Source organism: Lysinibacillus capsici (assembly GCF_003367505.1).
Taxonomy (GTDB): domain Bacteria; phylum Bacillota; class Bacilli; order Bacillales_A; family Planococcaceae; genus Lysinibacillus; species Lysinibacillus capsici.
The window spans coordinates 1-21,936 of the sequence record NZ_PXXX01000021.1 but is presented as its reverse complement, the minus strand read 5'-3'; the positions used below and the strand labels follow the sequence as shown (position 1 = coordinate 21,936).

Here is a 21,936-nt window from a genome sequence, read left to right as displayed (position 1 = left end):
ACTAAATACGATTGAAAATAGGATAGAAGTCTTGTAAAAAAGGTAAAATTATTTTCCTTGTACTTTTAAGTATTTCAGCATACACTAACTATTTAGAGAAGCGAAATAATGGAGGTCATCCTATGCCAAAACGTGTTTGGTTTTTAATTATCGGAATGCTTGTGAACACAACAGGCAACTCTTTTTTATGGCCTTTGAATGCCATTTATATGCATGATTATTTAGGCAAATCTTTAGCTATGGCTGGTTTTGTCTTAATGCTGAATTCTGCTGCTGGAGTATTAGGTAATCTATTAGGTGGTTACTTATTTGATAGAATTGGTGGCTATAAAGCTATTATGCTTGGTATCCTTTTAACGATTGCTTCATTAATTGGCTTAACAATTTGGCATGGTTGGCCACATTATGTGTGGTTTTTAACGATACTAGGCTTTAGTGGGGGCATTGTTTTCCCAGGTATGTTTGCCTTAGCTGGGGCTGCCTGGCCAGAAGGTGGACGTAAGGCTTTTAATACTATCTATTTAGCACAAAATGTCGGTGTTGCCGTAGGTCCTGCCCTTGCCGGTATAGTGGCAGATTATCAATTTGACTATGTGTTTAAAGTGAATTTAGGTATGTATATTTTATTCTTTTTCATTGCCTTATTTACATTTAAGCGTTTGGAGGCGGGCAGTATTGCACCTAAAAATGTCTTGAGCGAAAGTAAGCGAATCGTAAACAAGGCACCTTTCTATGCTTTGTTAATAATTAGTGCATCCTCCGTTTTATGCTGGCTAGCATATTCTCAATGGAGTGCAACCATTTCATCTTATACACAAGATTTAGGATTGGGATTAAAGCAATATAGCTTACTTTGGACAATCAACGGTCTTCTAATTGTCATTGGGCAACCACTCATTGCACCGCTCGTAAAGCGGTGGGAACACAATTTAAAGCGTCAGTTAGTATTTGGTGTAACGCTGATTGCACTTTCCTTTGGTATTATTGCCTTTGCAAACGATTTTAAAATGTTTGGAGCAGCGATGCTTGTCTTAACATTTGGTGAAATGTTTTATACGCCTGCATTACCAACGATTGCTAATCAACTGGCACCAAAAGGTCGTCAAGGATTCTATCAAGGGATTATCAATAGTGCTGCTACTGGAGGACGGATGATTGGTCCACTATTTGGTGGTATTATGGTAGATCAATTTGGCATGATTCCTCTCGTTTTAACATTGGTGGTCATCGTACTATTGGCGATTATTCCATGTTTAACATACGATTATCCTTTAAAGAAGAACAAAATAGTAGCAGATTAATAATGTCGCACTGAAAAGAGCAAAAACGAGTGTTAAGCACTTGTTTTTGTTCTTTTTTTAATAGTAGATATTGAAAAAATGTTGTAACAGGATTACAATCATACATATTCAAATATTTGAATATGTAGTTATATGGAGGGATTTTTTATGGACGAGGGCTTACAACAGTTTAAAGCGGATTTTTTCAAAGCATTAGCACATCCGTTACGCATCAGAATACTTGAACTCCTTGTAGATGGACAGAAAAGTGTCAATGAGATTCAAGATTGCTTAGAGAAAGAGGGTTCTGCCGTTTCTCAGCAATTAAGTGTATTGCGTGCTAAAAATATTGTTTATGGCGTGAAGGAAGGAAAAAAAGTTTATTATTCTTTAAGTGACCCAATGATTGGTGCATTACTTGGGGTGGCAAAGGATATTTTTAATAACCATTTGGTTAATACCATTTCGAGATTAGAGGAAATGACAAGTAATGAAGGTGACGAAGAGAATAAGTAAATCAATGATGATGAAAAATTGGGCTTTGCTTATTATTTCGAAGGGAAGATTTATCTATGAAGTCACTGTTTACAGGACGCTTTGAAGGGTATTCAGTTCAACATGTAAAGAAGGATTTATTGTCAGGGGTTATTGTGGGAATCGTTGCTATTCCACTTGCCATGTCCTTTGCCATAGCATCGGGTGTGAAACCTGAATATGGGATTTATACGGCTTGCATTGCAGGTATTCTTATTTCTCTCTTTGGAGGTTCTAAATATCAAATAGGTGGGCCTACGGGGGCGTTTGTGCCAATTCTATTGGGGATTGTTCTTACCTATGGCTATGAAGATTTATTACTTGCGGGTTTAATGGCAGGGGTATTGCTTTGTGTCATGGGCTTTTTTAAGTTAGGGACTTTAATTAAGTTTATTCCACGTCCTGTAACAGTTGGTTTTACAGCAGGGATAGCAGTGATTATTTTTACAGGTCAAATCGCTAACTTTCTAGGGCTCACAAATGTTAAAAGGCATGAATATTTTATCGCCAACATACAGGAAATCATTAAGCAGCTTGGTACGACAAATACGTATAGTATTCTTACTGCTGTCGTATGCTTGGCGACAATAATGATAACTCCAAAGTTTTTTCCAAAGGTTCCAGGAGCATTAGCGGGTATCGTTGTTTCTACACTTATGGCAACTTTCTTCTTTTCAGGACAAGTTGCTACCATTGCAACGGCTTATGGTCAAATTCCTAATACATTACCTCATTTCGCCTTACCGAACATCACGCTCGAACGATTACAACAACTTATTGGCCCAGCGTTTGTCATTGCAATGCTAGGTGGTATTGAGTCTCTATTATCGGCAGTTGTGGCGGATGGGATGACAAATAGTAAGCATAACAGTAATCGTGAGTTAATCGGTCAGGGGATTGCTAATATTGTGACGCCTTTATTCGGTGGTATTCCAGCAACAGGCGCCATTGCACGTACAGCGACCAATATCAAAACAGGCGCAGTATCTCCTATGTCTGGTATCATTCATGGTGTGTTTGTTTTAATCACATTATTGTTATTAGCTCCATATGCATCTCATATTCCGTTAGCAAGCATGGCTCCGGTATTGATGGTCGTAGCTTGGAATATGAGTGAACGACATCATTTTTCACATATCGCAAAATTAAAATCAGGCGACTCACTGGTATTATTGATTACCTTTTTATTAACGGTATTCACTAGTCTTACATTAGCAGTTGAGGTAGGGCTTGTGCTGGCTGTGCTATTATTTGCAAAACGCATGAGTGAAAAGCTTGTTGTTACAAAAGTACTTCCAGATCATTCAAATAAAAGTGAAAAGGTACAGCCACATGTAGTGCATCAGCAGCATGATTGCCCGCAAATTAGTATGTACACAATTGAAGGGCCGTTGTTTTTTGGTGCTGCACAAATGTTTGAACAAACGATTGAAAGTACTTTGCATCAGCAACCAAGAGTTTTGATATTACGGATGGGGAAAGTGCCCTTTATGGATTCTACTGGAGAAGCATATTTTAGTAATATCATTGAAAATTATACAGCACAGGGCGGTACTATTTTGGTAACGGGTGTGCAAGGAGATTTAAAGGATGCTCTTCAGCACAATGGACTTTACGATAAAATAGGCGCGCAGCATTTTTTTCAGCATACTGGAGAAGCGATTACAAAAGCTTTCCATTATTTAAACGTCAATCAATGTATTGGTTGTCAGCACTTTGCTTTTCATGAATGTCAGGATTTATCAAAGTCTAAGGAAGAAAAGGATTTAATTGTTCAGTAATGGGTAAGCTGTAAACAAAGGCTTGTGCTTTTCAATACTTTCCATTAGAATAAATGCAATATCATGTAAAGACTGTGATGAGGAATAGTAGATTTGTGGTTCTTTTTAGAGAGCTAGCGGTTGGTGGGAGCTAGTAAGAATGCAAGTTGAACTCGCCTTCTGAGTCTGCCCGCGTGAAACAGCGTGTGTCGTTTCTTCCGCGTTAAGGAAGCTTGAGCCGAGTGTAATCACTAATTTGGGTGGTACCGCGGGAGTACAAATTCTCTCGTCCCTTCTATAAGAAAGGGGCGAGTTTTTTTATTTTTTAAATATTTTGTCAATTATGATGGAGAGCAGCACGATCAATCGAAGGAGGAAAAAAAATGAGTTTTAATCATGAACAAATTGAAAAAAAGTGGCAGCAATATTGGGCTGATAACAAAACATTTAAAACTGAAAATGAAACAGCGAAGCCTAAATTCTTTGCTTTAGATATGTTCCCTTATCCATCTGGCGCAGGACTACATGTAGGCCATCCAGAGGGATATACGGCAACTGATATTCTATCACGCTTTAAACGTATGCAAGGCTATAATGTACTTCATCCAATGGGCTGGGATGCTTTTGGTTTACCAGCTGAGCAATATGCACTTGATACAGGGAATGATCCAGCTGAATTTACAGCTAAAAATATTGCGACATTTAAACGTCAAATTCAAGAGCTAGGCTTCAGCTATGATTGGGATCGCGAAATTAACACAACTGATCCAGAGTATTATAAATGGACACAATGGATTTTTATCCAGCTTTATAAGAAAGGTTTAGCTTATGTGGATGAAGTAGCTGTTAACTGGTGTCCAGCACTTGGCACGGTATTAGCTAACGAAGAAGTAATTGATGGGAAATCAGAGCGTGGTGGTCATCCAGTAGAACGCAGACCAATGAAGCAGTGGATGCTTAAAATTACAGCCTATGCTGATCGTTTAATCGATGACTTAGAAGAAGTTGATTGGCCTGAATCTATTAAAGATATGCAACGCAATTGGATTGGCCGTTCAGAAGGGGCAGAAGTGACATTTGCCATTGACGGTTCTGATCAAAACTTCACAGTTTTCACAACACGTCCTGATACATTGTTTGGTGCTACATACTGTGTGCTTGCACCAGAGCATAAATTAGTGGAACAAATTACAACAGCTGACCAACGCCAAGCTGTTGAGGCTTATTTAGAGAAAGTTAAAATGAAATCCGACCTAGAGCGTACAGATTTAGCGAAAGAAAAAACAGGTGTATTTACAGGTGCTTATGCAGTGAATCCGATTAACGGTAAAAAAGTGCCGATTTGGATTGCTGACTATGTGTTAGTGTCTTATGGTACAGGTGCTATTATGGCGGTGCCAGCACATGATGAACGTGACTATGAATTCGCAACTGAATTTGGCTTAGACATCGTTCCTGTACTTGAAGGTGGAGACATTAGCAAAGAAGCATTTACAGGTGATGGTCAACATATTAACTCTGAATTCCTGAATGGCTTAAATAAAGCAGATGGCATTGCGAAAGCCATTGAATGGTTAGCGGAAAAAGGTGTAGGGGAGAAGAAAATTTCTTATCGTCTACGTGACTGGTTATTCTCCCGTCAGCGTTATTGGGGTGAACCAATTCCAATGATTCATTGGGAAGATGGCACGATTACGCCAGTTCCAGAATCAGAATTACCTTTAATGCTACCAAAAACAGATAATATCCGTCCATCAGGTACTGGTGAATCACCATTAGCAAATATTGAAGAATGGGTAAATGTTGTCGATCCAGAGACAGGTAAAAAAGGACGTCGTGAAACAAATACAATGCCGCAGTGGGCAGGTTCGAGCTGGTACTTCCTACGCTATATCGACCCTACAAATACAGAGGCGATTGCAGACCCAGAGTTACTAAAACGTTGGTTACCTGTTGATATTTATATTGGTGGTGCGGAGCATGCTGTATTACATTTACTATACGCTCGCTTCTGGCATAAAGTTCTCTATGATTTAGGTGTTGTTCATACAAAAGAGCCATTCCAAAAATTATTTAACCAGGGAATGATTCTAGGTGAAGGTAACGAGAAAATGTCTAAATCTAAGGGCAATGTTGTCAACCCGGATGAAATCATTACGTCACATGGTGCCGATACATTACGTTTATATGAAATGTTCATGGGCCCACTAGAGGCTTCTGTTGCATGGTCTACAAATGGTTTAGATGGAGCACGTCGCTTCTTAGACCGTATCTGGCGTCTATTTGTCAGTGAAGAAGATGGCGCAATTTCAGCAAAAATTCAAGTGTCTAACGAGCAATCACTTGAAAAATCATACCACCAAACAGTGAAAAAAGTGACAGAGGATTATGAAGGCATCCGCTTTAACACAGCTATTTCACAAATGATGGTCTTTATTAATGATTGCTATAAAGCTGATGTGATTCCAACGACTTATGCTGAAGGCTTTGTGAAAATGCTAGCTCCAATCGCTCCACATATTGCAGAAGAACTATGGCAACTATTAGGACACGATTCAACTCTTTCATATGAGCAATGGCCAACATATGATGAAGCAAAGCTTGTGGATGATGAAGTAGAAATTGCTGTACAAGTTGCTGGTAAAGTTCGTGCTAAGATCGTCGTAGCAAAAGATGCTTCAAAAGAGGATATTGAAAAAGTAGCACTTGCCGATGAAAAGGTTCAAGAATACATGGCAGGAAAGAGCTTAGTGAAAATCATCGTTATTCCAGGCAAACTTGTCAATATTGTCGTAAAATAAAGAGATAAAGTAAAAATGTACATTACTAAATTCAATTTTAGTAATGTACATTTTTTAATTTAGAGCTTAAGCAGTAAAATAAGGACTGCATCCATCTAACTGAGTGCAATTCAATAAATAGCTCCTGATACAATTAAATAATCAATCCCACAATAATAGCTGTTAGGATACTTACGAGTGTAGCACCGTACAACAACTTTAGTCCAAATCGAGCAACGACATTCCCTTGCCTTTCATTCAAACCTTTTACAGCTCCCGAAATAATCCCGATCGATGAAAAGTTGGCAAAAGATACGAGGAATACAGAAATAATACCTAATGTACGTTCACTCATGGACTCAGCAACATCGCCAAGGTTAATCATAGCAACAAATTCGTTTGTTACTAATTTGGTTGCCATAATACCGCCAGCAGCCACAGCATCTGCCCATGGGATACCCATTAGGAAAGCGATTGGCGCAAAGATATAGCCTAATATTTCTTGGAAAGATATACCGATAATCATATCGAATAATGAATTGATTAAATCCATTAATGCTACGAAACCAATAAGCATTGCCCCAACAATGATGGCTACTTTAAAGCCATCCATAATATATTCGCCAATCATTTGAAAGAACGCTTGCTTCTGTTCATCTTCAATTGTTAAGATATCTTCTTTTTCATCCACAGTATATGGATTAATGATGGAAACAATAATAAATCCACCAAACAGGTTTAATACAATGGCCGTAACAACATACTTTGGCTCAATCATCGTCATATAAGCTCCAACTACTGACATCGAAACAGTCGACATAGCAGAAGCGCATAATGTATACATACGTTGTGGTGCAATCTTATCTAATTGCTTTTTAACAGTTATGAACACTTCGGATTGACCTACCATAGCGGAAGCAACAGCATTATAGGATTCCAATTTCCCCATGCCACTTACTTTACTTAAAAATAAACCTACCCATTTCATCAGAAAAGGAAGAATTTTAAAATGCTGCAAGATCCCAATCAGAACAGATATAAAGACGATCGGTAATAAAACTGTTAAAAAGAAGGGTGATTCGCCTTCATTTGCTAAGCCACCAAAAACAAAGGATATACCTGCATTTGCATAGGACAATAAGTGATCAAACACTTTGGTGATTCCTTTGATTAGCACATAGCCGACCGTTGTATTAAGTAGTAAAGCTGCCAATAAAAATTGGATGATCAACATAATCACTATATATTTATATTTTATTTCTTTTTTGTTTTTACTCATTAATAAAGCTAAGGCAAAAACTAGTAACAATCCACAAAAGGATATTAAGTATCTCATAAGTTCCTCCATAAGTATCTGTGATATTTTGTCCTGATGTTCCAATTTCAGAAGAACAGCTAAAGATCTTAATTAGTCAGACGTCAGACAAACAATCTCACTATAACAGTTTTTTTGCTAGTTATTCAATAGATAAAAGAAAAAAAGTATGCAACATGGCATACAAATAAATTCACTCTTAAAAATGTAGGTTATTTCTTTAGGAGTTACTATTCATAAAAAATACCCTCTTATTGTGTGAGGATTTTTTCTTTTTATGACCTTCATGTTAACGAAACTTTTCGATTTTTTTTGAAACCAACCAAGTTCGGATTACGACTATAGGGTGAATGTTTGTAGGAGGTGTTTGGATGAGTGAGCATTTAGTGGCCATTATGGAAGAACACGGAGAATATTGCTTACGAGTGGCTTATCTTTATGTAAAGGATTGGGCGATGGCAGAAGAAATAGTCCAGGATGTCTTTTTTTCTTATTATCTGCAGCAGGATCGCTTTGAACAAAGAGCATCTCTAAAGACCTATTTAGTTAAAATAACTGTACATAAAAGTCATGATTATTTGCGAAGCTGGAAAAATAAACGCCATCAACTGTTGGAAAAATTGCATATTGGTGCAAGTAAACGAACACCAGAAACGATGCTATTAGCACAGGATGAACGGACAACATTAACAAATGCTTTATTTGAGTTACCTATTACTTATAGAGAAGTCGTCATCCTTTATTATTATCAGGAATTAAAGGTTAGAGAAATTGCAGATATTCTTACATGTGCAGAAAATACAGTTAAAACCAGATTGCATCGAGCAAGAAAAATGTTACAGGAAAAATTAGCGAATAGTAAGTGGGAGGTGTTAATGAATGACAACTTTTAAAGAGAAATTGGATCAAGAACTTGGCGAAGCACCACGATTTACGAAATCCTTACAGGAGGATATTTTACGGCAAGTGCGGCAAACAAAAAAGACAAGACGCTGGTCATATCCTTTGATTATCATAGGCGCGATAGTTATGTTTCTATTGATAATAGAAATCGGTCCATTAGGGCAGATAGAGCAAACGCAACATGCTTCAATTGTTCAATTAGCACAGCAGCAATCAATAAAGAAATATACAATAATTTACAATTCGGATGAGGAGATCTTTAAGGCTGGAAGACCTGGGTGGGTCATTGGACAACGAGTAATGGAGCAAAGTTCAGAAAAAGTGTTATTACAACAACTATTACAGCAAGCTACAGTGACTCAAATGAATGAGCGTACTTTTTTTAGATTACAACGTGATGTCTGGGTAGAATTTGAAAAAGGTCAGGTTATGAAGCTGAAAATGTTCATAAACGACGAGGATATCGGAATTGTTGATTATGACAACAATTCATTTTATAAAGTAGAAAATAAAGATTTGGCCAAGGCTTATTTAGATCTTATTCTCAATGATGATGCTAAATTTGGAATGTCAGGTTTAATCGTTATGCTAGTTATTTTTCTAGCTATCCAAATGCTTGGCGATAAACTAATGAGGAAAATGTTTAATATACCAAAGGAGTATGTCAATAGTCATCATAGACGTGCTGTTTGGGCTATTAAAATTTTGAATACCATGATGCTCATGGTGATCATAATTAAAGGGTGGATTTTATTTACTGTTATCATTGGAGGATATTTAGTTGTCAGCCTTTTCAGCTCTAATTTCATTGACTATTACTATGGTCGAGAGGAAAAAAGACATTATCTTTCCATTAGTTCGGCCATTGTTGGCTTGCTATCACTAATCCTATTTTTATTTTATATCAGTTAAATAACTTATAAACCTGAACCCGAATAATCTCGAGTTCAGGTATTTTTTTCCATCGTTTCAGTCTGAAGCATTAATTGATAAATACTCGAGATCATAAAGCTGGTAGCTAATCCGTAAAGCGTATTAAAGCTTAAACCAACACCAATTCCAATGATGATGGATAGCAGGATGACAAGCCAGCTATGCTTATGAATATGGCGATTCGTAAATAAAAGGATTAACACAAACGGTAGCATGGTAATGTGCAGAAAGGCAAAAGAATAAATAACACCTAAAATCGTTAAATCGATAGATAAGAAACAGGTGAATAAAATAATCATCAGGCCAATCAAATAGAAATAATAGGGTCTTTTCGTCACAAAAAAACGTTTCGTTGCCCGCATGTCTACAAGCAAGGTTGTGACAATGGCTAATAGGACAATGACGAGAAAAGCAAATGTCAGAAAGCCTGGTTGTACTTCATATAAAAACGTAAAAATCAGTACTTGGAATTGGCCAAATGATCCGCTATATAGAGCAATCATTAAAATTGCCGTAAATGATAGCGTTAATAACGCTAAAATTACACCAGAGGAAAACAGACTGCTACGTACTTTTTTAGGTTTTATAAAGGCAATTAAATACCATGTTGATTTATCAAAAAATACTTGTCCTAAAACAGCAAGTTGAATAATGACATAGAACAGCAGAATTTCGCTATTTTTAAAATAAAATAAATAAGGGTGATATAAGCGAATACCCTCATATACGGTGCTTGCCCCATTTAGTACAAAGTAATAAATAGGGATAAAAATAAGTAATGAAAAAAGAGCAATAATAAATAAAATTTCCAACCATAGTATACTTTTCACTGACATGATGCGGTCAAGAAGTAAGATGCCGATTAAAAAGAAAAAAAGTGTAATAGGGACTGGAATATTTAACATAATTTCAGACAATACACTAATGCTTATTAATTGAATAAGCCAAAGTTCAATACCTGTTAACAAGTAAAATAGACGTATAACCTTTAAATTCATTCCAGACAATTTACGCTGTATGGTAAAGAGCAAAAAGCTTTGTGTATGCTGATTTTGTGTGTAATCGCTCTTATTCAGCAATGAACCAAGTATGATAAATGAAATAGCTGTTGCTAGTGTATAACAAATGCCCGCCATAAAACCAAAAGAAATAAGGGCTGAGGGAGAGGACAATAATAAATTACCATTAATCCATCTCGCTAAAAGAATAATGACTCCTGCTGCTGTGCTTAAACTTGCAAATGGAACAAGCAATGAAAACTTCCTTAGCATATTATGAAAGACCTTTACTCATTTTAGAGGATTTATATTGACGTGGTGATTGATTATATTTTTTCTTAAACGCAACACTAAAATAGTGCTGACTATTAAAACCACAGCTCTCAGCAATTGCAGACATACTTGTGTCTAGATTTTCATTGATTTTCTTTACAGCCATTTCTAGGCGATAATTATTAATATATTCATTAATGCCAATAGACTGCTCCTCCAAAAATTTACGACTTAAATAGCTTGGATTCAAATGAATTTTTTCAGCAATAATATTGAGACTCAGTTTTTCATAATAGTTTTCATGAATATAGGAAAGTGCGCTTTGTATCGCATCATGGTTAGAACTCCACACCTTATATTTCTCCACAATAGCATCTAATTCACTTGCAATGACTGGTTTTGTAAGATAATCCTTTACCCCGATACGCAATGCTTGTTGGGCATATTCAAAGGTTTGATAAGCTGTTACCATGATGATGTCTACCTCATAAAGCGCTTTTAATTCCTTGCTCAACGTGATTCCATCTTTCCCAGGCATTTGAATATCCAAAAAGGCGATAGTCATACGGTGCTTCTTAGCTAATTGCAGAGCTTGTGAGGCATCTTGGGCAGTATGGAAGGTCCAATTCGGAAAATGTGGCTTTAATAAATAAATCATTTGCTCAAGCTCTAATGGCTCATCATCTGCGATTAAAATATTCATGGCGAGATACTCCTTTCTCCTTCCAGTTGATAGAATGCCTAAGCGGGAACATGGATGGTAACAGTGTAATGCTGTTCATTGTTTTGAATCGAGAATAAAATATTTTCGAGCCCATAAATGAGCTCAAGCCGTTTTCTAATATTTTCGAGCCCATAACCTTGCTGCAGTTCGTCTACTACCTGTTCAGTAGTCATTTCTATTTTTTCTAAAGGCTGTGTATTTTTAATTTCAATTAATAAGCTATTATCCATTTTTTTGATTGTAATGGATAGCTCTGCCTGTCCTATATGTTTTTCAAAGCTATGTTTATAGGCATTTTCAATAATAGTCTGCAGAATAAAAGGTGGTATTTGGACGGATAGTGCTTCATCATCAACATATTTATTTACAGTCAAACGATGGCCAAATCGCAATTGTTGAATATTTAAATAACTATCGACAAATTGTATCTCGTTCTTTAACGCAATTAACACCTCATGATTATTGTATTTAAATTTAAAAAATGTTGCCAAAGCCTCAATGCCCGCAACCAAATCTTCCTTACGATTGATGCGAGCTAGGCTTAATAATGAATTTAATGCATTAAAAAAGAAATGTGGCTGTATTTGCTGATTCAACTGGAGAATATTTGCTCTTTGTAAATCCTGCTCAAGCTCTAAATTTCTTTTTTCCTCCTCAAGGCTATCGATTTGCTTTTCGAAAATAAATATAAAAGTAAGCAGAAAAGCTCCAATAATTGGAGCAATTACACATAGGAGAATATATATGTTGAAGGTTTCTGGTTGTAACATAATGACCTCTCCGTTTATTTTGTAAGTGTAAGATACATTAAACTAAATTTTCTGCGAAATGGCAAGCTACCTTATGTGTTGCAGTGATCGCTCGTAGTGCTGGCACTTCTGCTTTACATTTATCCGTTGCGAATGGGCAACGTGTGTGAAAGCTACAGCCAGTAGGGGGACTAAGAGGTGATGGTAAGTCACCTTTTAAAATAATGCGCTCCTTACGATACTGCTTATCAATAACAGGTATAGAAGAAAACAGTGCTTTTGTATAAGGATGATGTGGCTGAGTAAAAAGGGAATGCTTATCAGCAATTTCTACGACCTTTCCAAGATACATCACCATAATACGGTCTGAAATATGTCGAACAACACTTAAATCGTGTGAGATAAATAAAAAGGTTAAATCTAAATCTCTTTGTAGTTGTTTTAGTAAATTTAGTATTTGAGCTTGAATGGAAACATCTAGGGCAGAAACAGACTCATCACAAATAATAATTTTAGGATTAACAGCAAGGGCTCTGGCAATACCAATCCGCTGACGCTGACCACCCGAAAATTCATGTGGATAACGCTCTAAGTATTCAGGACGTAACCCGACAAGAGACATTAATTCAATCATGCGTGCTTCTTGATGCTCAGGTGGTACAATTTTTTGAATAGACATGGCCTCTGTTAACATTTTACGAATGGTTCTTCGTGGGTTAAGGGACGCATAGGGATCTTGGAAAATAATTTGAATGTCCTTGCGTGCAGCACGAAGCTCTTTTTTGTTCATATTCACTAGATTTTTACCGAATAATAATACCTCTCCAGCAGTAGGCTCATCTAATCTTAAAATAGAACGACCAGTTGTTGATTTTCCGCAGCCAGATTCTCCTACAATACTGAGCGTCTCACCAGGCATGATGTCGAAAGACACCCCATCCACAGCTTTTACAACCTGCTGTGGACCGAAGAGCTTTTCTTTTTTTAAGAAAAAATGCTGCTTTAAATCATTTACTTGTAATAGTGGTTGTGTATGTTGCGCTGTTGTCATACTGTCAGCTCCTTCATAAGTGTTTCTCCTTGCCATTCATTACTGTACATCCAGCATCTTACCTTTTTTCCTTGCTCTACAGTCAAAAGCTCAGGCTGTTGTTCACGACATAAATCTGTAGCAAATGGGCAACGTTCTGCATAACGGCAGCCAATTGGATAATTATAGGGACTTGGGACAGTTCCGTGAATAGTAGATAATTCTTCTTGGTCTTCATATAGCTTTGGTAATGATTGAATTAATCCATTTGTATAAGGGTGTAGCGGTTTTTCAAAAAGACTTTCTGTTGTGCCTTCTTCTACAACCTGTCCCGCATACATAACAGCAATCTTATCGCAGATTTCTGCTACAACACCAAGGTCATGGGTAATGAAGATAATGCTCATGCCTAGTTGTTTTTGCAGGTTTTGAATAATATCAATAATTTGAGCTTGAATAGTTACATCAAGGGCAGTTGTCGGTTCGTCAGCAATTAACACATCTGGTGTACACGCTAGTGCCATGGCAATCATAATGCGCTGTCGCATCCCACCACTTAACTGATAAGGCTCCTGCTTCGCTCTTTTTTCGGGTGCAGGAATCCCAACTAGGCGAATCATATCGACAGCCTTTTGCCATGCTTCTTTACGTGATAAGCCTTGGTGCAATCGAATGGATTCAGCAATTTGCTCTCCAACGGATAATACAGGATTTAAGCTTGTCATAGGCTCTTGAAAAATCATCGATATTTTATTGCCCCGAATTTTACGTAGCTCTTCATCTGAGAGCTTCAAAATGTCTGTATTATTTAATAAAATTTCGCCATTGATGATTTTACCAGGAGGCGATGGTACTAAACGAAGTAATGACAGGGAAGTCATGGATTTTCCACAACCAGATTCACCAACAATGCCCAGTGTTTCTCCTTTTTGAAGAGTAAAGGATACCCCATCGACAGCTTTGGCAACCCCTTCACTCGAATAAAAATAGGTTTGTAAATTTTTTACTTCCAACACGGTTTCTTGTTTCATCCGTTTTTCCCCTCCTTAGTTTAAATCCATTCGTTTATTAAAGAATCGGTACAATATGTCTACAAAAAGATTAATGAAAACAAATATTAACGAGGCAACAAGAACGCCACCTTGTACGACTGGTATATCACGTGTTCGAATGGCATCTACAATCATTCGTCCTAATCCGTTTACAGCGAAAACCGATTCAACTAAAACTGTTCCGCCAAGTAAACTACCAAACTGTAAGCCTACTACTGTAATAACTGGAATCAAGGCATTGCGTAATGCGTGCTTTAAAATGATGATGTATCCTTTTAAGCCTTTTGCTTTCGCTGTTCGTATATAGTCTTGGTTTACAACCTCTAACATACTAGAGCGAGTCATACGAGCGACGATGGCAGCTCCACCAGCACCAAGTGTGACAGCTGGTAGAATAATATGTTTGGCACTATCCCAGCCTGCTACAGGAAGCCAGTGTAACTGTACAGAGAATACATACATTAATAAAATTCCTAACCAGAAGCTTGGAAGGGAAATCCCTAATAAAGCGACAACCATTAATCCTACATCCATCAAAGAATAAGGACGGATAGCGGAGATAATACCCGCAATAAGCCCCAGAACAATGGTGATTAAAATACTATAAAAGGCTAGCTCTATGGTAATCGGTAATCGGGAGGTAATTTCCTCGAATACTGGTTGATTATTTTTTAAAGAGTTACCCATATCTCCTTGTAGAAGATTTTTAATATAGTCTGTATATTGAACTGCTAATGGTTTATTGAGCCCTAAATTTTCACGTAATTCTGCAACCGTTTCTTGAGAAGCTCCTTCTCCTGCTAAAATAATCGCTGGGTCTCCGGGAATCATCTGCATAATTAGAAAAACAACAAGCGTTACACCAAGTGTTACAGGAATAATTTGAGCTAGTCGTTTTAAGATAAATAATGTCATGTGTCTTCTCTCCTTTAATTTTTCATTCTTGGGTCTAGCGCATCGCGTAAACCGTCACCAAATAAGTTAAAGCCTAATACAAGTATAGAAATCATAATACCTGGGAATAGCGCCATATAAGGAGCGGTAAATAGAAAATCTCGTCCGTTAGAAAGCATGGCACCCCATTCAGGAGATGGTGGCTGAGCACCTAAACCTAAGAATGATAGTCCTGCTGCAGATAGAATAGCGGTTGCTAAGCGCATTGATGCTTGTACAATAATAGGTGATAAAATATTTGGAAAAATATGCTTAATTAAAATCGTCATATCATTTGCTCCAAGTGTTTTGACAGCATCGATATATTCTAATTTTTTAACCTCCATTGTTGAGCCACGTACAATACGAGCAAACATAGGAATAGAGAAAAAACCAACAGCAATTGTGACATTGATAAGGCTCGGCCCCAATGCACTAACAATCGCTAAAGCTAGCAAAATACCTGGGAACGCAAGCATGATATCTAAAATTCTACTAATAATAGAATCAACCCATCTGCCATAATAGCCAGCAATAAGACCTAAGAAAGTGCCGATTGTACCACCGAATAAAACAGCTGAAATACCAACACCAATTGATAAACGTGATCCATATAAAATTCGACTTAAAATATCTCGCCCTTTGTCATCCGTTCCCATTAGATGTTCAACGCTTGGTCCTTGTAATTTTTGATCTAATTGTACGTCGTAGGGATCGTAAGGGGCTAAAATGGGCCCGATAAGAAACATCAATATATATAGAAGAATGATGATGCCTCCTACGACAGCTGCTTTATTCTTTTTGATTTTGTTTAGGAAAGAAACAAGATTCTTTTTTCTAGATGCCTTGCGTGCATTCACTAAAACAGAATGATCAATAGTAGTTGTTACTTTATTCATATCGAATACTCCTTTTCTATTTGATTTGATTTCAATTTAGTGAAAAGCGTAAAGAATGTAAATATTTTATGGCTTATTAGTCAGAAAATTTAAAAAACACGTAAAAATTTTAAAAAACAAGTGAATTTTATTTCTTTATAATTCGAAATGTAAGGAACAAATCACACAAGGAGGAAATGTTGATGAAGAAAATGAAGTTGTTTTTATTCATGGCACTAATAACTGTACTTATTCTGCAAGCCTGCTCTACTGCTAGCAATAATAGTACAGAAGGTTCCAAAGAGGGATCAAAAAGCGTAGGAGGAGAATTAGTTGTTCTAAGAGCAGCAGATGCGACAAGTCTTGATCCTCACTTTATTACAGATATTCCATCAGCAAATATTATTCATGGCAAGGTATATGAAACACTTGTCGCTTTTGATAGAGATCGTAAAATTGTTCCATTACTTGCAAAAGAGTGGGAGCAAAAAGATGAAGTCACTTGGACATTTACATTAAATGAAGGCATTAAATTCCATGATGGAGCAGATTTTAATGCAGAGGCTGTAAAAGCGACATTTGACCGAATTCTAGATCCTGCAACTGGATCACCACAGCGTGATAAATTATCTATGATTAGTGAAGTAGTGGTAGATGATGAATATGTTGTAACGTTGAAATTAAAAGAACCATATGCTCCGCTTCTATCTATTTTAGCCAGTCAAGAGGGTAGCATGATGAGCCCGAAAGCGATTGCTGAAGCAGCGGACGAATTAGCAACTCATCCAGTAGGGACAGGCCCATTTGTATTTGAAACTTGGAAATCTGGTCAAGAAATCACTTTAATTTCGAATAAAGATTATTGGGGGACTGTACCGAAAGTAGATAAAGTAACATTTAAAGTTGTACCAGAGGATTCTACTCGTCTAGCAATGATTGAAAGTGGAGAAGCACATATTGCTGAACAAGTACCTGTAACAGAGATTGATCGTATTGAAAATTCTTCAACGATGAATTTATTCCGTGCAGAAGGACTAGCAGTAGAATTTATCGGATTCAACGTGAAAGATACGTTATTATCTGATGTAAAAGTACGTCAAGCTATTAGCTATGCTGTTGACCGTGAAGCAATTATTAGCGGTATTTATGATAATGTAGGAACACTTGCAAATTCTGCAATGAGTCCAAAAATTATTGGATATTCTAGTGAAACGAAACCGTATGACTATGATGTAGTGAAGGCTAAAGAATTGTTAAAAGAAGCTGGCGTTCAAGAGGGAACAAAAGTTAAATTACTGACAAGTGACCGTAAAGAGCGTATCAACATGGCGGAGGTTATTCAATCTCAATTAAAAGGAATCGGATTAGATGTTGATATTCAAGTAATGGAGTATGGTGCATTTATTTCTGAAATTACGAAAGAACAGCATCAAATCTTTATTAGTGGTTGGGGTAATGCAACGGGTGATGCTGATTATAACCAATACAATCTATTCCACACTGCATCTATGGGGCCTCCAGGAAACCATTTCTACTATTCAAATCCAGAAGTAGACAAGCTAATTGAGCAAGGGCGTTCTGAAGCAAACCAAGAGGCACGTAATGAAATCTACAAAAAAGCAATGCAAATCGAGTTAGACGAAGCTGTGTATATTCCAGTGCGTAACTATGAGCATTTAGCAGTTTACAGCAATGCTGTAAAAGGTTTCTGGTTAGATGCATCTAACTACACGATGATCAGTGGCGTTGAAATTGTAGAGTAATCAAATTTGGTGATAGACGAAAAAATACCAATTGGGAGGAAACTATGAGTAAACTATTGCTGAAAAATGTGAGATTAGAAGAAGCATATGAGCGCGAAAATGAACACATTGTTGCTACTCGTACAGGTATTTATGATGTTCTAATCGAAGATGGACATGTTCAACAAGTAGATAAGGATATAGTGGCTGATGAAGATGTAGAAGTAATAGATGCACAACAGCAACTATTAGTCCCTTCATTCCGAGAAATGCATATTCATATTGATAAAACGTATTTCGGCGGAGAATGGCAGGCACCAAGACCCATTACTAAAGGGATTTTAACACGCATTGAAGAAGAAAGAACACTACTACCTAAACAATTGCCGACAGCTGCTTATCGAGCTGAGGAAATGGTGAAGTGGCTCATTTCCCAAGGACACACACATATTCGTTCACATTGTAATGTTGACCCACAAATTGGGACAAAGCATATTGAAATTACAAAACAGGTTTTAGCAAACTATCAAGATCAAATCACCTATGATATTGTAGCCTTTCCACAGCATGGCTTATTACGCTCCAATGTAGAGGGACTAATCCGTGAGGCAATGGCGATGGGAGCAACGCTTGTTGGAGGCGTTGACCCATCCATTGTAGATCGCAATATCGAAAAGTCATTGCAAACAACGATGGGTATTGCACAAGACTATAATGCAGGGATCGATATTCATATTCACACAGCGAACACACTAGGCGAATTTGAATTTTATAAACTGATTGAGTTAACGAAACAGGCGAAAAAAGAAGGTCAAGTCACAATTAGCCATGCGATGGCACTTGCTGATTTAGAACAGTCACGGTTAGAAAATTTAGTTCAAGCCATGGCTGAGGTACAAATGGATGTAACAACAACTGTACCAATCGATTTGAACCGTTCGACAATACCAATTCCTTATCTTTATAACAATGGTGTAAAGGTATCTGTGGGACATGATAGCTTAACAGATCATTGGTCACCATATGGTACTGGTAATACGATTATGAAATTAAATGTCATGGCGGAGAGATTCCGTTTTATTGATGAATATTCATTAAGTCGAGCTTGGAAATACGCCTCTGGTGGTATCACACCATTGAATGATGTAGGAGAACGTGTTTGGCCACAAGTTGGTGATAAAGCGAATATGCTGTTAGTGGATGGCGTGAGCACTGCACATGTGATAGCAAGAAGATGCCCAATTACTACGGTCATTTCACAAGGCAAAATGATTCACCAACAGGATGTAGGAGAGTTGAAAGGAGAATTCAGATGAAGCACTGGCTTACAAATGTTCTACTTGAAACAGGAGAATATCTAAAGGAAAATGATACAGTTGGAACGAAAGTGGAGCTTTTTCACCTTGAAATTACAGATGGCTTCATTTCGCAAATTGTACCCGCAACAGACGCAATCGATTCTCAAAACGAAGTCACAGATATGAAAGGGAAGCTGCTATTACCTGCCTTTAAGGAAATGCATAATCATTTAGATAAAACATACTTATCTTTACCGTGGAAGGCTTGTGTGCCCGTAAAGAATTTAAAGGAACGACTTGATCGTGAAGCACAAGAGTTATCCGTTCTTGCTACAACAGGTAAACAACGTGCGGCTGCAATGATTGAAAAAATCCTTAAGAATGGTGCGAATCATATTCGTACACATGTCAATATCGATCCATACATTGGATTAAAAAATTTAGAAGGTGTACTAGCGGCATTGGACGATTATAAAGATGTCGTGACATCCGAAGTCATTGCCTTTCCACAGCATGGTCTACTAAGAGATGATGTCCCTAAATTATTGCGTGAAGCTTTACGCAATGGAGCGACGATGATTGGCGGCCTAGATCCAGCTGGCATCGATAACTCGATCGAGCCTTCTCTTTATGAAGTGATGGATATTGCACAGGAATTTAATGTTGATGTCGATATTCATTTACATGATGGTGGACATGTTGGGTATTATACAATCGATAAATGGATAGACATCGTGGAGGATGCCAAATATCAGGGGAGAACGGCAATAAGTCATGCCTTTTCACTTGGTGATGTATCAATCATGGAGCAACATAAAATTGCAGATCGTTTAGCACAACAACAAGTAAAAATAATGTCAACGGTGCCATTTGATTTGCGACGATTAATTCCACCGATTGAATTACTAACAGAGCACGGCGTGGATGTCCATTTTGGTTGTGACGGCTTTTATGATTCTTGGAGTCCTAATGGCTCAGGAGATATTTTAGAAAAAGCGACTACTTTTGCAGATATTTCTCGTAAACTTGACGAACGCTCTATTCGACAAACATTAAAATATATTACAAGTGGTGTCACGCCATTAGATGCAAATGGTCAGAAGGTTTGGCCGAATGTGAAGGACGAAGCAAGTTTTGTATTCTTTGACGCAGTATCAAGCGCGGAAGTTATTGCACGTAAACCATCCAACCGAGTGGTTATGTCTAAAGGAAAGTTTATCAATTAAGCATAAATCTAAATCCCCCTTATTTAGATAACATAGCAAACTAGAAATTTTCTAGTTTGCTATACTTATGTTTTAATAGGAAAGATGAATAAAGGAAAGGGAAGTAGATTTGCCATTACTTATGTAGAAATCTCTTTATTTGCGGGTGCGATAAAATATGAAACAACTACCAATCTATATGATTTTATTTAGCTGTGTATTTTTTTGGGCCAGTAACTTCATTATTGGCTCTATTTTAATTGAACATTGGGATCCTTTAACGGTTGCCATTTTTAGATTGATTGTCATTGTTCTCTTTTTAGGAGGGATTAGTTGGAAAGCAATCTACCGAACAACATTTACAAGAAATGATTTATTGTTATTGATCCTTGCAGGAATACTGGGCGTTTCCATTAATCACTATAGCTTTTATGCTAGTCTCCAGCACACTTCTCCTATCACTGCGGCTTTAATATTAGCCTGTGCACCGATTGTCACATCTCTGCTGAATAAAATGATCTATCATGAATCACGTAACGGCATATTTTGGCTAGGTGCAATACTATCATTTGTTGGTGTTGGCCTCATCATTACAAAAGGGGCACTTATCACCATTTCAATCGGTAAGGGTGAGGTGCTGAGCTTAATTACAATGCTAAGCTTTGCTTTGTTCCTCATTATTGTCAATCATCTTAGTCTGAAAATGTCAGCCCAGTCGATTACGTTCTATACAAATTTAATAGGTTTACTGGTGCTTGTGCCGTTTTCATTTACTATTTTGCCGCAGACGAATTGGCAAGTTGCAGTACCCTACTGGTTTTTGCTCATCTTATCAGCGATTATTATTCATGGGGTAAGCAATTTAATGTGGAATCAAAAAATGAAGGAGGTCGGCTCAACAAATGCGTCGTTGTTGTTAAACTTTGAGCCAGCTATAGCCATGCTATTGAGTGCTGTATTTTTAAAACAATTCCCTACAAGTGTTCAAATATATGGCTCTTTATTAATTTTAGTAGGAATTTTGTTGTGTATTTATTATAAAGAAATTAAAATTTTGCTCTTGCTAAAAAGAAAAATAAATTAAAAAAAGCACTTTTCTGTACAGTATGTTAGAAATGATTTCTGGCATGCTGTTTTTTTGTAGATTGTATGTATTGTTTTTGTGCAAAAATAATATTACTTCAAAAAAATCTCCTTTTAGAATGTTTCCATCATGTAGAAGCAATTGATACTGAGTTAATAGAATTTTATCTCTTATTCTTTGTAGAGAAAATATATATTTGGATAATAAAAATCTTTAGGTATTGAAAGCATTTTATAAAATATGCATTCACTGTATTGTAAAAAAATTATTTTTTTATTAATTTAAGTAAACATAAATCAGTTTATAAAAAATGCTAGGTATTTATAAATATAAAAATTTTGTCTATTACATTTATAAAATGCTCTTTTGTTCTATAAATTTCTACATACTATTGATTTGGTGTGCTTCTTTTTATGAGAGATACTCATAATGATTCTGCTGGTAAAATAAGACGTATACATTTAG

At 36.9% G+C, this 21,936-nt stretch carries 18 protein-coding genes and 1 other annotated feature; of the genes, 10 read left to right on the top strand and 8 right to left on the bottom strand.

What is annotated here, in order from left to right; all coding sequences use genetic code 11:
* The first annotated feature begins 122 nt into the window (after positions 1 to 122).
* From C7B89_RS19125 to leuS, 4 genes are all read left to right on the top strand, one after another.
* Complete coding sequence (locus tag C7B89_RS19125; RefSeq protein ID WP_048391096.1) at positions 123 to 1,301, top strand: MDR family MFS transporter; 1,179 nt, start codon at positions 123 to 125, stop codon at positions 1,299 to 1,301.
* 147 nt (positions 1,302 to 1,448) lie between these two features.
* A complete protein-coding gene (locus tag C7B89_RS19120) occupies positions 1,449 to 1,796 on the top strand; it encodes an ArsR/SmtB family transcription factor (RefSeq protein ID WP_048391099.1) in 348 nt (115 codons plus the stop codon).
* 56 nt (positions 1,797 to 1,852) lie between these two features.
* The gene (locus C7B89_RS19115; RefSeq protein WP_115674331.1) at positions 1,853 to 3,595 is read left to right on the top strand and encodes a SulP family inorganic anion transporter; all 1,743 of its coding nucleotides are present in this window, start codon (positions 1,853 to 1,855) and stop codon (positions 3,593 to 3,595) included.
* Positions 3,596 to 3,660: 65 nt separating this feature from the next.
* Positions 3,661 to 3,871 (top strand) — a binding site (T-box leader).
* Between the two features lie 86 nt (positions 3,872 to 3,957).
* The gene (gene leuS, locus C7B89_RS19110) at positions 3,958 to 6,375 is read left to right on the top strand and encodes a leucine--tRNA ligase (protein WP_115674330.1); all 2,418 of its coding nucleotides are present in this window, start codon (positions 3,958 to 3,960) and stop codon (positions 6,373 to 6,375) included.
* A gap of 133 nt (positions 6,376 to 6,508) precedes the next feature.
* Here the strand turns inward: leuS and C7B89_RS19105 are convergent, their stop codons facing one another.
* Positions 6,509 to 7,690, bottom strand: a complete 1,182-nt coding sequence (locus tag C7B89_RS19105) for a NupC/NupG family nucleoside CNT transporter (protein ID WP_048391105.1) — start codon at positions 7,688 to 7,690, stop codon at positions 6,509 to 6,511.
* A 350-nt stretch (positions 7,691 to 8,040) separates the two neighbouring features.
* On the opposite strand from C7B89_RS19105, the gene C7B89_RS19100 reads away from it, so the two are divergent.
* Both C7B89_RS19100 and C7B89_RS19095 read left to right on the top strand, forming a co-directional pair.
* Positions 8,041 to 8,562: a sigma-70 family RNA polymerase sigma factor gene (locus C7B89_RS19100; RefSeq protein ID WP_115674329.1), complete on the top strand. Its 522-nt coding sequence runs from the start codon at positions 8,041 to 8,043 to the stop codon at positions 8,560 to 8,562.
* Positions 8,549 to 9,484: a DUF4181 domain-containing protein gene (locus C7B89_RS19095; RefSeq protein ID WP_115674328.1), complete on the top strand. Its 936-nt coding sequence runs from the start codon at positions 8,549 to 8,551 to the stop codon at positions 9,482 to 9,484. Before C7B89_RS19100 ends, C7B89_RS19095 begins: the two co-directional genes overlap by 14 nt.
* Before the next feature lie 35 nt (positions 9,485 to 9,519).
* On the opposite strand, the gene C7B89_RS19090 is transcribed toward C7B89_RS19095, so the two are convergent.
* From C7B89_RS19090 to C7B89_RS19060, 7 genes are read right to left on the bottom strand one after another with little or no spacing between them, the layout of a single operon-like run.
* Positions 9,520 to 10,758, bottom strand: a complete 1,239-nt coding sequence (locus C7B89_RS19090) for a permease (RefSeq protein ID WP_244205718.1) — start codon at positions 10,756 to 10,758, stop codon at positions 9,520 to 9,522.
* 19 nt (positions 10,759 to 10,777) lie between these two features.
* Complete coding sequence (locus tag C7B89_RS19085; RefSeq protein WP_115674327.1) at positions 10,778 to 11,479, bottom strand: response regulator transcription factor; 702 nt, start codon at positions 11,477 to 11,479, stop codon at positions 10,778 to 10,780.
* Between the two features lie 38 nt (positions 11,480 to 11,517).
* Positions 11,518 to 12,270: a sensor histidine kinase gene (locus C7B89_RS19080; protein ID WP_115674326.1), complete on the bottom strand. Its 753-nt coding sequence runs from the start codon at positions 12,268 to 12,270 to the stop codon at positions 11,518 to 11,520.
* A 37-nt stretch (positions 12,271 to 12,307) separates the two neighbouring features.
* A complete protein-coding gene (locus C7B89_RS19075; protein ID WP_048391115.1) occupies positions 12,308 to 13,300 on the bottom strand; it encodes an ABC transporter ATP-binding protein in 993 nt (330 codons plus the stop codon).
* The gene (locus C7B89_RS19070; RefSeq protein WP_054549920.1) at positions 13,297 to 14,310 is read right to left on the bottom strand and encodes an ABC transporter ATP-binding protein; all 1,014 of its coding nucleotides are present in this window, start codon (positions 14,308 to 14,310) and stop codon (positions 13,297 to 13,299) included. Before C7B89_RS19070 ends, C7B89_RS19075 begins: the two co-directional genes overlap by 4 nt.
* A 15-nt stretch (positions 14,311 to 14,325) precedes the next feature.
* Positions 14,326 to 15,246, bottom strand: a complete 921-nt coding sequence (nikB, locus tag C7B89_RS19065; RefSeq protein WP_048391119.1) for a nickel ABC transporter permease — start codon at positions 15,244 to 15,246, stop codon at positions 14,326 to 14,328.
* A gap of 14 nt (positions 15,247 to 15,260) precedes the next feature.
* Positions 15,261 to 16,163: an ABC transporter permease gene (locus C7B89_RS19060; protein WP_048391122.1), complete on the bottom strand. Its 903-nt coding sequence runs from the start codon at positions 16,161 to 16,163 to the stop codon at positions 15,261 to 15,263.
* A gap of 182 nt (positions 16,164 to 16,345) precedes the next feature.
* On the opposite strand from C7B89_RS19060, the gene C7B89_RS19055 reads away from it, so the two are divergent.
* From C7B89_RS19055 to C7B89_RS19040, 4 genes are all read left to right on the top strand, one after another.
* Positions 16,346 to 17,905, top strand: coding sequence for a glutathione ABC transporter substrate-binding protein (locus tag C7B89_RS19055; protein ID WP_048391124.1), 1,560 nt, complete (start codon positions 16,346 to 16,348; stop codon positions 17,903 to 17,905).
* Positions 17,906 to 17,949: 44 nt separating this feature from the next.
* Positions 17,950 to 19,200, top strand: a complete 1,251-nt coding sequence (locus C7B89_RS19050; protein WP_066038087.1) for an amidohydrolase family protein — start codon at positions 17,950 to 17,952, stop codon at positions 19,198 to 19,200.
* A complete protein-coding gene (locus tag C7B89_RS19045; protein ID WP_048391128.1) occupies positions 19,197 to 20,408 on the top strand; it encodes an amidohydrolase in 1,212 nt (403 codons plus the stop codon). Before C7B89_RS19050 ends, C7B89_RS19045 begins: the two co-directional genes overlap by 4 nt.
* 157 nt (positions 20,409 to 20,565) lie before the next feature.
* On the top strand, positions 20,566 to 21,471 hold the full coding sequence (locus C7B89_RS19040) for a DMT family transporter (RefSeq protein ID WP_115674325.1): 906 nt from the start codon (positions 20,566 to 20,568) through the stop codon (positions 21,469 to 21,471).
* Positions 21,472 to 21,936: the final 465 nt, after the last annotated feature.